Raw genomic sequence first — 14,519 nt, 5'->3', positions numbered from 1 at the left:
AAAAGCGCCGGCATGCCGGCGCGGCCCAGCCGACGCCGGAAGATGACCGGCGACTGACATGGGCGTCAGGGGGAGCGCAGACATGAAGCTGAGATGGCTATGGCCGGCCGCGCTCGCGGCCGTCGCACTGGGGATACTGATCTTTCTCGTGCGCATGACGCAGAGCGTCGACACCGACCTGCATCGTGCGCGCCTCGAACTGCTGCGCCGCGCCGACAACCTCGACATCGCGCTGAACCGCGCCTTCACGCAGACGCGCGCCAGCTCGCTGACCGACGCCGCCGCCGACCGCTCGAAGATCACCGCCGAACTCGGCGCGACGCTCGACGCGCTCGACAAGGGCGAGCAGGCGCTGCGCGGCCTGACGCCTGAGCTCGACCGCAGCCTCGACGCCTTCCTCGACACCATCGACTCCAAGTTCGAGCTCGGCTTCGACTTCGAGGCGCGCAGCACGCTGCTGACGCAGCGCGCGATCAACACCATCGACGCGGTGCCGGCGCGCATCGCCACGGCCACCGCCGCGCTGCCGCCGGGCGCGCCCGAGGCGCTGCGCACGCTGCTCGGCCAGCTGCAGAGCCAGATCACCAACTACGGTGTCACGCCGACGCCGACCAACGCACCGGAAATCCGTGCCACGCTCGACGAGCTGGACAAGCTGTCGGCAGCGCAGCCGGCACCGCTGCGCGACGCGGTGCGCGAGCTGCGCACGCTCGGCGAGCAGGCGCTCGACGACAAGGGCGAGCTGGTCGGCATGTTCCGCGAGTTCCTGTCGCGCCCGACCGGCGCGCAGCTGCAGGCGGTCGAGCAGGCCTACCTCGGCTGGTACGAAAGCCAGCTCGCCGAGGTCAATCGCTATCGCCTGATCCTCGCCGCCTACACCGCGCTGCTGCTGCTGATCCTGGCCTGGCTCGGCCTGCGTCTGCGCCGCAGCTACCGCGAGCTGGACCGCGCCAACGCCGAGCTGTCGCACGCCAACGAGCACCTCGAAGAGCAGGTCGAAACGCGTACGCACGATCTGTCGCAGGCGCTCGACGAGCTGCGCGCCTCGCAGGCGCAGCTGGTGCAGTCGGAGAAGATGGCCTCGCTCGGCCAGATGGTCGCCGGCGTCGCGCACGAGATCAACACGCCGCTCGGCTACGCGCGCAGCAACGCCGAGATCGTGCGCGGCTCGCTCGCCGACCTGCGCCAGCTGTGCGGCGCGCAGAACCGCGCGCTCGACCTGCTGACCGACGAGCGCGCGCGCGAGGACGAAGTCGCGCAGGCGATGGCGACCGCGCAGGCGCTGCGCGAATCGATCGACGCCGAGGCGCTGGCCGGCGACCTCGACGGCCTGCTCGCCGACACCGATCACGGCCTGCTGCAGATCGCGGAGCTGGTCGCCAGCCTCAAGGACTTCTCGCGCGTCGACCGTTCGCGCCACGACCTGTTCAACGTCAACGACGGCCTCGACTCGGCGCTGAAGATCGCGCACAACCAGCTCAAGGGCCGCGTCGAGGTGATCCGCCAGTACGGCGCGCTGCCGGCGATCGAGTGCTCGCCGTCGCAGCTCAACCAGGTGTTCCTGAATCTCATCACCAACGCCGCGCAGGCGATCGTCGAGGCCGGCCAGGAAAACGGGCGCATCTACCTGCACACGCAGGCCGAGGGCGACGGCATCGCGATCCGCATCCTCGACACCGGCGTCGGCATGAGCGAGGACGTGCGCGCGCGCATCTTCGAGCCGTTCTTCACGACCAAGCCGGTCGGCCACGGCACCGGCCTCGGCCTGTCGATCGTGTTCCGCATCATCGAGGACCACGGCGGCCGCATCGAGGTCCGCTCGACGCCCGGCAAGGGCAGCGCGTTCACGATCCGCCTGCCGCTGCGCCAGCCGCGCGCCAACGCGGCGCCGATCGAGGCCGACGCGCTCGTCGCCTGATTTCCCCCACCCCCGCGCAAGGACGCCGCATGCACCGCTCCCCATCCCCCCCGCACAGGAAGCCGCCACGCGCGGCGCGCGGCGCCATGAGCGAGACCGCCGCCACCCGCGCCCGCGTGCTGTTCGTCGACGACGAGCCGCGCGTGCTGACGACGATGCGCATCCTGTTCCGCAGCCGCTACGAGCTGTTCTTCGCCGACGGCGGCAACAGTGCGCTCGAACTGCTGAAGACGCAGCCGGTCGACGTCATCGTCAGCGACCAGCGCATGCCCGGCATGAGCGGCATCGAGCTGCTGCGCGCCGCGCGCGAGCTGAATCCGCAGGCGATGCGCATCCTGCTGACCGGCTATTCCGATCTCAACGCGATCATCGGCTCGATCAACGAGGGCGAGATCTTCCGCTTCGTCAACAAGCCGTGGTCGAACGAGGATCTGACGGCGACCGTCGCGCGCGCCGTCAGCGCCGCGCGCGCGACGCAGGCGGCGGCGCGGCCGGACAGCGCGCCGGAGGCCGGCAGCGGCCCGACGCCCGGCGTACTGGTGCTCGACGACGACCCGCAGGTTCCGCCGAAGATCCAGGCGATTCTCGGCGGCGACTTCCGCGTGTTCGGCGCGCGCACCATGGACGACGCCGTCGGCCATCTCGAGCGCGAGCCGATCGGCGTCGTGATCTCGGACACGCGCGTGCAGGACAATCCGGTGGTCGCGCTGATCGGCACGCTCAAGCAGCACCGCCCGGAACTGGTGTCGGTGATCCTCACCGAGCGCGCCGACGCCGGCAGCGCGATCGACCTCATCAACCAGGGCCAGATCTACCGCTTCATCACCAAGCCGATCCACGACAGCCAGTGCAAGATCGCCGTCAATTCGGCGCTCAAGCAGCACCAGCGGCTCGCGCAGAGCCCGGATCTGGCGCAGCGCTATCAGGTCGAGCGCGCGCCGGAGCCGGCGCCCGGCGCGGTCGCCGGCCAGGCGCTGCTGGAGCGCGTGAAGACGCTGCGCAGCTGGGTGCGGCGCTGGGTCTGACGCAGCGCCGCGCCGCTCAGTGCGCGCGGCGCGTCCAGTCGAGGTCGAGCAGACCGAACTGGCGCAGCTTGCGGTACAGCGTCGCGCGCGCGACGCCGAGGCTGCGCGCCGCCGCCGAGACGTTGCCGGCGTGGCGCTGCATGGCGCCGCGCACCGCTTCGGCCTCGGCGCGTTCGAGCAGGCCGGCGGCGGCCGGCGACGGCGCCGCGGCGACGATTTCCGCCGGCAGCTGGTCGACGCCGATCACGCCGTCCTCGGCGAGCGCGACGCCGAGGCGCAGCGCCTGGCGCAGCTCGCGGATATTGCCGGGCCAGGCGTGGCGCAGCAGCGCGGCGCGCGCCGCCGCATCGAGCCGCGGCGGCGCCTGCGGCGCCGCTTCCTCGGCGAGCAGCTGCTCGATCAGCTCGGCGACGTCGGTCCGCTCGCGCAGCGGCGGCAGGCAGACGCGGAAACCGTTGATGCGGTAGTAGAGGTCGCTGCGGAACTGCTGGCGCGCGATCAGCGCCGCGAGGTCGCGGTGCGAGGCGCAGACCAGCGAGAAATCGAGCGCAAGCGGGCGGCCGCCGCCGAGCCGCGTCAGCTCGCGTTCCTGCAATACGCGCAGCAGCCGCGCCTGCAGCTCCAGCGGCATGTCGCCGATCTCGTCGAGGAACAGCGTGCCGCCGTGCGCCTGCTCGAACTTGCCGGCCATGCCGCCGCGCCGCGCGCCGGTGAAGGCGCCGGCCTCGTAGCCGAACAGCTCGGACTCGATCAGCCCGGCCGGGATCGCCGAGCAGTTCACCGCGACGAACGGCCCGTCGCGGCGTGGACCGTTGGCGTGCAGGCGGCGCGCCAGCACCTCCTTGCCGGTGCCGGTTTCGCCGCCGATCAGGATCGGCACCTCGCGGTTGAACGCGCGCTGCGCCGTCGCCATCAGCGCCTCCGGGCCGGCGTCGGCGCGCGGCGCGGCGCTCGCGCTGCGCACCGCGGCAGGCCGTGGCGCCGGCGCGCCGTCGAGACGCGCGTAGACGCGCAGGCCGTTGCCGGCCTCGATCGCCAGCGGCGCCTCGCCGGCGCGGCGCAGGGCATCGACGAGCGCCGCGAACGGGCGGCCGAACAGGCGCTGGAAATCGGGCCGCGCGCCGCTTTCGAGTTCGAGCAGCTGGCGCGCGAACGGGTTGGCGCCGAGCAGCTCGCCGTCGGCCGAGAACGCCAGCAGGCCGCGCATCGGCGTCGCCACCAGCTCCGGCGCGTAGTGCACGGCGATGCGCACGCTCTCGACGAGGCCGAGCACCATGCGGTTCTCGATCGCGCGCGCGGCGAGCGCCAGCGGCTCGAGGATGCCGAGCCGCTGGCCGTCGTAGCGGCGCGAGGCGTCGAGCGCGCCGATCACCGCGCCGGCCGGATCGAAGATCGGCACCGCCGCGCACGAGAATATGCGCGCCTCGTCGAGGAAGTGTTCCTGGCCGCTGATGACGATCGGCCGCGCCTCGATCAGCGCGCAGCTCGGTCCGGTGGTGCCGGCGGCGTCCTCGCCGAGGTCGACGCCGGTGCGGAAGGCCATGCCGATCTCGCGGCAGGCCGGACGGTCGTCGCCGTAGGCGCGCACCACCTTGCCGCTGCCGTTCAGGCAGGCGACCACCCAGTCCGCCGATGACAGCGCCGCGTACAGGCGCTGCAGTTCCGGCTCGGCGTAGCCGACCAGCGCGCGGTTGGCCTCCTCGACGCGGCGGCGCTCGGCGTGGGTGACGACGTTGAAGATGACCTTGTCGCCGGTGCGCAGGCCGTAGCCGCGCGAGCGCTGCCAGGAACGCGCCACCGAATCGTCGATCAGGTGATCGGGAATCTCGCCGCCTTCCAGGAACAGGTGACGGGCCCGCTCGATACGACGATCGAGCTCGAAATCGATCAACGGCATGACGCTCCTCCGACTCATGGCTCGTTGCGAGACAGCCGCGCCGGCGCACTGACTCGAAACGATACAGTTGCACTTGCGCCCGGGCCTTTTCCGTACTCGTTAAGGCCTTGATGCGGCGTTTTATTTCGCCGTCTCCGTTGCGCGTTTCGAGGATGGCACAGAGCCTGCCTTATCTCAATTTGCGACGCCGCCGCTCATCCGCGAAACGGCGCCGCCAAGCCTTGCACGGATCGCCCGCGAAGCGGCCGGCATCGATAACGAACTGGAGGAAGACTCGAATGACGATGCACAAGCAGACGTCCGCGTGCCGCGCACGCGCCATCCTGACGGCGGCGATCCTCGGCCTCGGCGGCGCGCTGTCGCCGACGGCCTGGGCGGTCGACGTCGACGCCGGCGATTACACGGCGCTGCCGGGCGGCACCAACCTCGGCCTGCTGTACTACCAGTACGCGACGCGCGACAAGCTCTACGCCGACGGCGACAAGGCGCCGATCGATCCGCAGCTCGACTCGAACGTCGGCGCCGCGCGCGGCGTGCACTTCATGGACGTCGGCGGCTACATCGTCGACCCGCAGTTCCTGCTGCCGTTCGGCAAGCTCGAAGCCAAGGACGACATCGCCGCGCTCGGCGACGCCAGCGGCGTCGGCGACCTGATGCTGGCGGCGACGGTCTGGCTGGTGAACCAGCCGAAGACCGGCACCTACTTCGGCATCACGCCGTTCCTCTACCTGCCGACCGGCAGCTACGACCACCAGGACGCGCTCAACCTCGGCGAGAACCGCTGGAAGTTCGCGCTGCAGGCCGGCTACATCACCGGGCTCACCGACAAGCTGCTGCTCGATCTGATCGGCGACGTCACCGTCTACGGCAAGAACGACGAGTATGGTGCGAGCAAGGCCGAGCTCAAGCAGGACCCGTCGTTCCAGCTGCAGACCTTCCTGCGCTACCAGCTGCGTCCGAACTGGGATCTGCGCGGCGGCCTGTCGTACAGCTTCGGCGGCGAGACCGAGGTCGACGGCGTCAACCAGGACGACAAGCTCCGCACGCTGAAGATGCAGCTCGGCACCGCCTGGTTCGTGCTGCCGACGCTGCAGCTGATGGCCAACTACGGACGCGATCTCGACGTCGAGAATGGCTTCAAGGAGGCCAACCGTATCAATCTGCGCGTGCTCACGGTGTTCTGAGCGTGCGGCTCGCACCTTTTTCGCATCGCGGCATCCATTCGTAGAAACGAGGAGAGAACATGAGACCGAATTCCATCCGTCCGCGCGCCGCCTGGCCGGCGGCGCTCGGCGCGACGCTGCTGACGCTGGCGCTCGCCGGCGCGGCGCACGCCGCGGCGCCGGCGGCCAACGTCAACGAGGCGCGCGTGATCGCCAACGCCGCCGTCGGCAAGGACTGGCCGACCAACGGCTACGACTACGCCGGCACGCGCTTCAGCCCGCTCAAGCAGATCAACGCCGGCAACGTCGGCCAGCTCGGCCTGGCCTGGTCGTACGACCTCGAATCGACGCGCGGCATCGAGGCCACGCCGATCGTCGTCGACGGCGTGATGTACGTCACCGCGTCGTGGAGCGTGGTGCACGCGATCGACGTGCGCAGCGGCAAGCGCCTGTGGACCTACGACCCGCAGGTGCCGCGGCGCAACGCCTTCAAGGCCTGCTGCGACGTCGTCAACCGCGGCGTCGCCGTGCACGAGGGCAAGGTCTACGTCGGCTCGCTCGACGGCCGCCTGATCGCGATCGACGCGCGCACCGGCAAGAAGGTCTGGGCGCAGGACACCATCATCGACCACTCGCGCGCCTACACCGTCACCGGCGCGCCGCGCGTGTTCAAGAACAAGGTGATCATCGGCAACGGCGGCGCCGAATTCGGCGTGCGCGGCTACATCACCGCCTACGACGCCGACACCGGCAAGCAGGCCTGGCGCTGGTTCGTGGTGCCGGGCGACCCGTCCAAGCCGTACGAGGACGCGTCGATGGAGAAAGCCGCCAAGACCTGGGATCCGGCCGGCAAGTACTGGGAAGCCGGCGGCGGCGGCACGGTCTGGAACTCGATGGTCTACGACCCCGAGCTGAACCTGATGTACATCGGCACCGGCAACGGCTCGCCGTGGTCGCACCGCCAGCGCAGCCCGGCCGGCGGCGACAATCTGTACCTCGCCTCGATCGTCGCGCTGAACCCGGACAACGGCCAGTACGTCTGGCACTACCAGGAAACGCCCGGCGACAACTGGGACTACACCTCGACGCAGGACCTGATCCTCGCCGACCTCAAGCTCGACGGCAAAACGCGCAAGGTCATCCTGCACGCGCCGAAGAACGGCTTCTTCTTCGTCGTCGACCGCAGCAACGGCCAGTTCATCTCGGCGAAGAACTTCGTCGACGTGAACTGGGCGACCGGCTACGACAAGAACGGCCGGCCGATCGAGATCGCCAACGCGCGCTCGGCCGACAAGCCCTTCGACATCATTCCGGGCCCGTTCGGCGGCCACAACTGGCACTCGATGTCGTTCAGCCCGCTGACCGGTCTCGCCTACTTCCCGGTGCAGAACGTGCCGCTGAACCTGGCCGAGGACAAGCGCTGGAAGGGTCACGGCAGCAACGAACCGGGCCAGCCGATGAGCGGCATCGGCTGGAACACGGCGATGCAGATCAACGCGCAGGCGCCGAAGAGCAAGCCGTTCGGCGCGCTGATCGCCTGGGACCCGGTGCAGCAGCGCGAAGCCTGGCGCCAGGACCACGTCTCGCCGTGGAACGGCGGCACGCTCGCCACCGCCGGCAACCTCGTCTTCGAGGGCACCGCCGACGCGCGCTTCCTCGCCTACGACGCGACCACCGGCAAGAAGCTGTGGGACTCGCCGACCGGCACCGGCGTGATCGCGGCGCCGATCAGCTATGAGGTCGATGGCCGCCAGTACGTGTCGATCGCCGCCGGCTGGGGCGGCGTCTACGGCCAGTCGCAGCGCGCCAGCGAAGGCAACGTGCCGGGCACGGTCTATACCTTCGTGCTCGGCGGCAAGGCGCCGCTGCCGAAGTTCACCGAGTACCAGCGCGGTTCGCTGCTGTCCGGCGTCCCGTACGACCCCAAGGACGTCGCCGAAGGCACGGCGCTGTACGTCAGCAACTGCGTCTTCTGCCATGGCGTGCCCGGCGTCGACAAGGGCGGCAACCTGCCGAACCTCGGCTACGTCGACAAGCACTTCATCGAGCACCTCGACCAGTTCGTCTTCAACGGCCCGTTCGCCAACGTCGGCATGCCGGACTTCACCGGCAAGCTGACGCCGGAGCAGGTCGAGAAGATCAAGGCTTTCATCCAGGGCACCGCCGACGCGGTCCGTCCCTCGCAACCCTAGGCTCTCCGCCCGGCCACGGCCGGGCCTCCCCCCTTGCCCCTCGCCTTGATGGCGAGGGGACTCTTCTTGGCCGTACCCCCCTTTCGCCTCAACCCGCGTCGTAGCCATACGACAGGAGATTCCACGATGAACATGATGACCGACGTCGCCAGCCTGCTCAGCCCCGGCGCCCGCGCCTTCCTCGACCGCCGCGAGCAGCGCATGCTGATCGGCGGCCGCTGGACCGACGCGCGCGACGGCGCGCGCTTCGACGTCATCAACCCGGCCGACGAATCGGTCGTCGCCACCGTGCCCGCGGCCGCGGCCGCCGACATCGAACTGGCAGTCGCCGCCGCGCGCCAGGCGCTCGAACACGGCGAATGGCCGCGCCTGCGCCCGGCGCAGCGCCAGCGCCTGCTGCTCAAGCTCGCCGACCTGATCGAACGCGACGCGCAGGTGCTCGCCGAGATCGAGTCGGTCGACAACGGCAAGTCGGCGGCGATCGCGCGCGCCGTCGACGTCACGCTGACCGTCGAGTTCTTCCGCTACATGGCCGGCTTCGCGACCAAGATCCACGGCGAGACGATCGACGTCTCGGTGCCGTACGCGCCGCCGGACGCCGAGTTCTTCGCCTACACGCGCCGCGAGCCGGTCGGCGTGGTCGCCGCCGTGGTGCCGTGGAACTTCCCGCTGCTGGTCGCGGCCTGGAAGCTGGCGCCGGCGCTGACCGCCGGCTGCACCGTGGTGCTCAAGCCGGCCGAGCAGACGCCGCTGTCGGCGCTGTATCTCGGCCAGCTGTTCGAGGAAGCGGGCTTTCCGGCCGGCGTCCTCAACATCGTCACCGGCGACGGCCCGTCGGCCGGCGCGCCGCTGGTCGCGCACCCGGGCATCCACAAGGTCAGCTTCACCGGCTCGACCGAGGTCGGCAAGCTGATCGGCAAGGCGGCGATGGACAACATGACGCGCGTGACGCTCGAACTCGGCGGCAAGTCGCCGATGATCGTGCTCGACGACTGCGATCCGGAAGTGGCCGCGCAGGGCGCCGCCAATGCGATCTTCTTCAACCACGGCCAGGTCTGCTGCGCCGGCTCGCGCCTGTACGTGCCGAAGAAGCTCTACGGCCGCGTCACCGAGGCGCTCGCCGGCCTCGCCGACGCGCTGCCGATGGGCCACGGCCTCGACCCGCAGACGCAGCTCGGACCGCTGGTCTCGCAGGAGCAGCTCGACCGCGTCTGCGGCTACATCGAGCTCGGCCGCCAGCAGGGCGCGCGCGTGCTCAGCGGCGGCGGCCGCGCCGAGCGCCGCGGCTACTTCGTCAAGCCGACCGTGTTCGCCAGCGACGACGAGTCGCTGCGCATCGTCCGCGAGGAAATCTTCGGGCCGGTGGTGGTGGCGATGCCGTACGAGGATCTCGACGAGGTCGCGGCGCGCGCCAACGACACGCCGTTCGGCCTCGGCGCCAGCATCTGGTCGAAGGATCTGTCGCGCGTGCAGCGCCTGGTGCCGAAGATCAAGGCCGGCACGGTCTGGGTCAACTGCCACAACATGCTCGACTGCGCGGTGCCGTTCGGCGGCTACAAGCTGTCCGGCTTCGGCCGCGACATGGGCCGCGCCTCGCTCGACGCCTACCTCGAGACCAAGTCGGTCTTCATGGCGGTATGACGATGGCTGCCCGCGACATCATCGCCGCGGACGCCCCCAGCCACGTGCGCGGCGCGGCGGCGCCGCCGCTGCTCGACCTCAGCATCGGCGCCGCGCTCGACGCGGCCGTCGCGCGCCACGGCGCGCGCGACGCGCTGGTGGTCCGCCAGCAGGGCATCCGCTGGACCTGGGCCGAGCTGCGCGATCGGGTCGACACCGTCGCCGCGCGGCTGCTGGCGCTGGGCCTGGCGCCCGGCGACCGCGTCGGCATCTGGTCGCCGAACAGCGTCGAGTGGGTGCTCGCGCAGTTCGCGACCGCGCGCGCCGGCCTGATCCTGGTCAGCCTCAATCCCGCCTACCGGCGCCACGAGATCGAGTACGCGCTGAACAAGGTCGGCTGCCGCGCGCTGATCCTGGCGCCGGCGTTCAAGAGCAGCGACTACGCCGGCATGATCGCGGCGCTGGCGCCGGAACTGGCGCACTGCGCGCCCGGCGCGCTGCAGGCGGCGCGGCTGCCGGCGCTGCGCCTGGTCGTCTGCACGGCGCCGCAGCCGCCGCCGGGCATGCTCGCCTTCGCCGAGCTGCAGCGCGACGCCGGCAGCGCCGAGCGCGCGCAGCTGGCCGCGGCGGCGGCCGCGGTCGATCCGCGCGACGCCGTCAACATCCAGTTCACCTCGGGCACCACCGGCGCGCCGAAGGGCGCCACGCTGAGCCATCGCAACATCCTCAACAACGGCTACTTCGTCGGCCGGGCGATGCGCCTGAGCGAGCACGATCGCCTGTGCATCCCGGTGCCGCTGTACCACTGCTTCGGCATGGTGATGGGCAACCTCGCCTGCCTGACGCACGGCGCCTGCATGGTCTACCCGGGCGAGGGTTTCGATCCGCTCGCGGTGCTGCAGACCGTGCAGGACGAACGCTGCACCGCGCTGCACGGCGTGCCGACCATGTTCATCGCCGAGCTGGAACACCCGCGCTTCGCCGAGTTCGATCTGGCCAGCCTGCGCACCGGCATCATGGCCGGCGCGCCGTGCCCGGTCGAAGTGATGCGCAAGGTGATGGAGCGCATGCACCTGCGCGAGATCACCATCGCCTACGGCATGACCGAGACTTCGCCGGTCAGCTTCCAGGGCGCCGTCGACGATCCGCTCGAGCGCCGCGTGTCGACCGTCGGCCGCGTGCAGCCGCATCTGGAAGCCAGGATCGTCGACGAGCGCGGCGCGGTCGTGCCGCGCGGTACCAAGGGCGAGCTGCAGGTGCGCGGCTACTCGGTGATGCTCGGCTACTGGGACGACGACGAGAAGACGCGCGAGGCGATTGACGCCGACGGCTGGATGCGCACCGGCGACCTCGGCGCGATCGACGCCGCCGGCTACTGCAGCATCCTCGGCCGCGCCAAGGACATGGTGATCCGCGGCGGCGAGAACATCTATCCGCGCGAGATCGAGGAGTTCCTCTACCGCCATCCGCAGATCCGCGACGTGCAGGTGGTCGGCGTGCCCGACCCGCGCTTCGGCGAGGAGCTGTGCGCCTGCGTCGTCGTGCAGCCGGGCGCGACGCTCGACGCCGAGGCGGTGCGCGCGTTCTGCCGCGACGAGATCGCGCCGTTCAAGGTGCCGCGCTACGTGCTGCTGGTCGAGGATTTTCCGATGACGGTCACCGGCAAGATCCAGAAATTCATGCTGCGCCGCCTGGCCGGCGAGCGGCTCGGCCTGCAGGCGCCGGACGGCGGCGCGGCCTGAGCGCGGCGCGCGGCGCGTGCGCTATCTTCGCCAGGACTTCGCATCCACACATGATCAGGAGCCGGACACGATGACAGGCAGCGATGCATTCCTGCAGGCGCGCGACCAGCTGCTGGCGCTGCGCGAGGATTACCAGACCGCGGCGCGCGAGTTCCGCTGGCCGGCGCTGCCGGACTTCAACTGGGCGCTCGACTATTTCGACGTCGTCGCGCGCGACAACGACGCGCCGGCGCTGTGGCTGGTCGAGGAGGACGGCCGCGAGCTGAAGCGCTCGTGGCGGCAGATGTCGGCGCGCTCGAACCAGGTCGCCAACCATCTGCGCGCGCTCGGCGTGCGCCGCGGCGACCGCATCCTGGTGATGCTGCCGAACCACGTCGCGCTGTGGGAGACGATGCTCGCCGCCATGAAGCTCGGCGCGGTGCTGATCCCGGCGACGCTGCTGCTGTCGAGCGACGATCTCGCCGACCGCCTGCAGCGCGGCCACGCGCGCTTCGTGATCGCCGCCGCGGCCGAGACCGCGAAGTTCGCGCCGTACGCCGGGCAGTTCACCGGCCTGGCGGTCGGCGGCGCCGCCGCAGGCTGGCGGCCGTTCGAGGACGCCTACACGGCGCCGGCGACGTTCGCCGCGGACGGCGCGACGCAGGCCGACGATCCGCTGCTGCTGTACTTCACCTCGGGCACCACCTCGAAGCCGAAGCTGGTGCTGCACACACATCGCAGCTATCCGGTCGGCCACCTGTCGACGATGTACTGGCTCGGCCTGCAGCCGGGCGCGCTGCACTACAACATCAGCTCGCCGGGCTGGGCCAAGCACGCGTGGAGCTGTTTCTTCGCGCCGTGGACCGCCGGCGCGACGATCTTCATCTACAACTACAACCGCTTCGACGCCCGCGCCGTGCTCGACGTGCTGGTGCGCTGCGGCGTGAGCTCACTGTGCGCACCGCCGACCGTGTGGCGCATGCTCGTGCAGCAGGATCTCGGCGCCTGGCCGGTGCAGCTGCGCGAGCTGATCGGCGCCGGCGAGCCGCTGAATCCGGAGATCATCGAGCGCGTGCGCCGCGCCTGGGGTCTGACGATCCGCGACGGCTACGGACAGACCGAGACCACCGCGCAGATCGGCAATCCGCCGGGCCAGCCGCTGAAGCCCGGCTCGATGGGCCGGCCGCTGCCGGGCTACCGCATCGCCCTGCTCGACGTCGACGGCCGGCCGGCCGACGAAGGCGAGATCGCGATCGCGCTCGAACCGCGACCGGCGGCGCTGATGCAGGGCTATCTCGACGATGCCGACAAGACCGCGGCGGTGATGCGCGACGGCTGGTACCGCACCGGCGACGTGGCGATGCGCGACGCCGACGGCTACTACACCTACGTCGGCCGCGCCGACGACGTGTTCAAGGCCTCCGACTACCGCATCAGTCCGTTCGAGCTGGAAAGCGCGCTGATCGAGCACCCGGCGATCGCCGAGGCCGCGGTGGTGCCGAGTCCCGACCCGCTGCGCCTGGCGGTGCCCAAGGCCTTCATCGTGCTGCGCGACGGGCATGCGCCGAGCCGCGAGCTGGCACGCGACATCCTGCAGTTCGCGCGTCAGCGGCTGGCGCCGTACCAGCGCGTGCGCCGCATCGAGTTCTACGAGCTGCCGAAGACCATCTCCGGCAAGATCCGCCGCGTCGAGCTGCGCCGCCTCGAAGGCACGGCGCGCGACGACGCGCGCCGGCCCGGCGAGTACTGGGAGCAGGACTTCCGCGAGCTCGGCGCCGACTAGCGACCGGCTAGCCGAGCCCGCGGACGATTGCGACGACCAGCAGCGCGGCGCCGGCGAGGCCGAGCGCCGCTTTCCACAAGGGCGCGAAACGCAGGCCGTCGGCGGCGCCGGGCGGCAGGCGCTTGCGGCCGCCGAGCATCGCCGCGACCAGGTTCTCGCGCCGGTAGACGGCGTAGAACGCGATCGCGGCGACATGCAGGCCGACCAGCGCCAGCAGGGCGTCGAAACAAAGCTCGTGGAATTCGGCCGCCGCACGGCCGGCCGAGAACGACAGCCAGTGCGACAGCGGCCCCGATTCGAGGCCGTCGGTGTCGACCGCGAACAAGCCGCTGCCGGTCTGCGCGAGCAGCACCGCCAGCAGCGCGAGCACGCTCCAGCCCCCCATCGGGTTGTGCCCGACGCTGGCCGGCGCCGGCCGCGCGAACAGGCCACGCGCATAGGCGGCGACCGCACGCGGACCGCGCACGAAGCCGCGGAAGCGCGCGCTGCTGCTGCCGGCGAAGCCCCAGTAGAGGCGGAACAGCAGCAGCGCCAGCACCGCATAGCCGGAATAGCGATGCCAGGCCAGCTCGCCGTTCTCGCCGCTCCACCACGAGAACAGCACGAGCGCCAGCAGCGCCCAGTGCGTCAGCCGGACCGGCAGGTCCCAGAGACGCTGCGGCTTGAGTTCCGGGAGTGCCACGGCGACTCAGTGGTCCTTGTTGCGGAACTGCTCGTGGCAGCCTTTGCAGGTCTTGCCAAGCTCGCCGACCTGCGTCGCGAACGCCGCGGCATCGTTGGCGCCGGCCGTCTCGGCGAGCTTGGCGGCGGCGGCGACGAAGGCCTCGCGCTTTTCGGCGAAGACTTCCGGCTGCTGCCAGATCTCGGGCTTGGCGCCGGTCTTGCGGCCGCTCTCCGGGCCCGAGCCGGCCGGGAACCAGTCCTTCAGCTGCGGCGCGAGCTCGTTGATCTTGCCCGCCGCGGCGGCGAGTTCCGGATTGAGGCTGCCGCCGCCCTTGAGCGTGTCGGCGATCTTCTTCATCGCGTCGCCCATCGCCTCGAAGCCTTCATGGCGCTCGTCCATCGCCTTCTTGACGGCGGGATCGAGCGGCTTGCCACCGCAGGCGGTGACGGCGAAGACCAGCATCGGGGCGGCGGCGAGGGCGAGGATCGGGCGTTTCATCGGGCGGTTTCCTTGGTGGGTTGTGCAGATGGGTGAAA

10 protein-coding genes are annotated in these 14,519 nt (G+C 70.8%); 7 read left to right on the top strand and 3 right to left on the bottom strand.

Annotation, left to right across the window (positions count from 1 at the left end; genetic code table 11):
- The first annotated feature begins 82 nt into the window (after positions 1 to 82).
- Together H149_RS21905 and H149_RS19385 are read left to right on the top strand one after the other, a co-directional pair.
- Complete coding sequence (locus H149_RS21905) at positions 83 to 1,918, top strand: DAHL domain-containing sensor histidine kinase (protein ID WP_020648077.1); 1,836 nt, start codon at positions 83 to 85, stop codon at positions 1,916 to 1,918.
- Positions 1,919 to 2,004: 86 nt separating this feature from the next.
- Complete coding sequence (locus H149_RS19385; protein WP_020648076.1) at positions 2,005 to 2,943, top strand: response regulator; 939 nt, start codon at positions 2,005 to 2,007, stop codon at positions 2,941 to 2,943.
- A 16-nt stretch (positions 2,944 to 2,959) separates the two neighbouring features.
- Here H149_RS19385 and H149_RS0102100 read toward each other — a convergent pair whose 3' ends face one another.
- Complete coding sequence (locus H149_RS0102100; RefSeq protein ID WP_020648075.1) at positions 2,960 to 4,840, bottom strand: sigma-54-dependent Fis family transcriptional regulator; 1,881 nt, start codon at positions 4,838 to 4,840, stop codon at positions 2,960 to 2,962.
- A 278-nt stretch (positions 4,841 to 5,118) separates the two neighbouring features.
- On the opposite strand from H149_RS0102100, the gene H149_RS0102095 reads away from it, so the two are divergent.
- From H149_RS0102095 to H149_RS0102075, 5 genes are all read left to right on the top strand, one after another.
- A complete protein-coding gene (locus H149_RS0102095) occupies positions 5,119 to 6,024 on the top strand; it encodes a transporter (protein WP_020648074.1) in 906 nt (301 codons plus the stop codon).
- Positions 6,025 to 6,083: 59 nt separating this feature from the next.
- Positions 6,084 to 8,195: a PQQ-dependent dehydrogenase, methanol/ethanol family gene (locus tag H149_RS0102090; RefSeq protein WP_020648073.1), complete on the top strand. Its 2,112-nt coding sequence runs from the start codon at positions 6,084 to 6,086 to the stop codon at positions 8,193 to 8,195.
- 126 nt (positions 8,196 to 8,321) lie between these two features.
- Positions 8,322 to 9,836, top strand: coding sequence for an aldehyde dehydrogenase family protein (locus H149_RS0102085; protein WP_020648072.1), 1,515 nt, complete (start codon positions 8,322 to 8,324; stop codon positions 9,834 to 9,836).
- Positions 9,833 to 11,557 (top strand): AMP-binding protein, encoded by a 1,725-nt coding sequence (locus H149_RS0102080; RefSeq protein ID WP_020648071.1) that lies wholly within the window; start codon positions 9,833 to 9,835, stop codon positions 11,555 to 11,557. Before H149_RS0102085 ends, H149_RS0102080 begins: the two co-directional genes overlap by 4 nt.
- A 70-nt stretch (positions 11,558 to 11,627) precedes the next feature.
- Positions 11,628 to 13,319: an AMP-binding protein gene (locus tag H149_RS0102075; RefSeq protein ID WP_020648070.1), complete on the top strand. Its 1,692-nt coding sequence runs from the start codon at positions 11,628 to 11,630 to the stop codon at positions 13,317 to 13,319.
- Between the two features lie 7 nt (positions 13,320 to 13,326).
- On the opposite strand, the gene H149_RS0102070 is transcribed toward H149_RS0102075, so the two are convergent.
- Together H149_RS0102070 and H149_RS19380 are read right to left on the bottom strand one after the other, a co-directional pair.
- On the bottom strand, positions 13,327 to 14,001 hold the full coding sequence (locus H149_RS0102070) for a cytochrome b/b6 domain-containing protein (RefSeq protein ID WP_020648069.1): 675 nt from the start codon (positions 13,999 to 14,001) through the stop codon (positions 13,327 to 13,329).
- A 6-nt stretch (positions 14,002 to 14,007) separates the two neighbouring features.
- Positions 14,008 to 14,481 carry a c-type cytochrome gene (locus H149_RS19380; protein WP_020648068.1) on the bottom strand — a complete coding sequence of 158 codons (474 nt, stop codon included), beginning with the start codon at positions 14,479 to 14,481 and terminating at the stop codon, positions 14,008 to 14,010.
- Between the last annotated feature and the right edge of the window lie 38 nt (positions 14,482 to 14,519).

The sequence above is a fragment of the Solimonas variicoloris DSM 15731 genome (assembly GCF_000382285.1).
GTDB classification, from domain to species: Bacteria; Pseudomonadota; Gammaproteobacteria; order Nevskiales; family Nevskiaceae; genus Solimonas; species Solimonas variicoloris.
Note: the sequence above shows the minus strand (reverse complement) of the source record. Positions and strands in the feature narration are given on the sequence as shown.

What these genes read in the sequence shown, in the direction of transcription:
- H149_RS0102095 (WP_020648074.1), top strand. Translation starts at nt 5,119, where the DNA reads ATGACGATGCACAAGCAGACGTCCGCGTGCCGCGCACGCGCCATCCTG.
- H149_RS0102100 (WP_020648075.1), bottom strand. Translation starts at nt 4,840, where the DNA reads ATGCCGTTGATCGATTTCGAGCTCGATCGTCGTATCGAGCGGGCCCGT.
- H149_RS0102085 (WP_020648072.1), top strand. Translation starts at nt 8,322, where the DNA reads ATGAACATGATGACCGACGTCGCCAGCCTGCTCAGCCCCGGCGCCCGC.
- H149_RS0102090 (WP_020648073.1), top strand. Translation starts at nt 6,084, where the DNA reads ATGAGACCGAATTCCATCCGTCCGCGCGCCGCCTGGCCGGCGGCGCTC.
- H149_RS0102080 (WP_020648071.1), top strand. Translation starts at nt 9,833, where the DNA reads ATGACGATGGCTGCCCGCGACATCATCGCCGCGGACGCCCCCAGCCAC.
- H149_RS19385 (WP_020648076.1), top strand. Translation starts at nt 2,005, where the DNA reads ATGAGCGAGACCGCCGCCACCCGCGCCCGCGTGCTGTTCGTCGACGAC.
- H149_RS19380 (WP_020648068.1), bottom strand. Translation starts at nt 14,481, where the DNA reads ATGAAACGCCCGATCCTCGCCCTCGCCGCCGCCCCGATGCTGGTCTTC.
- H149_RS21905 (WP_020648077.1), top strand. Translation starts at nt 83, where the DNA reads ATGAAGCTGAGATGGCTATGGCCGGCCGCGCTCGCGGCCGTCGCACTG.
- H149_RS0102075 (WP_020648070.1), top strand. Translation starts at nt 11,628, where the DNA reads ATGACAGGCAGCGATGCATTCCTGCAGGCGCGCGACCAGCTGCTGGCG.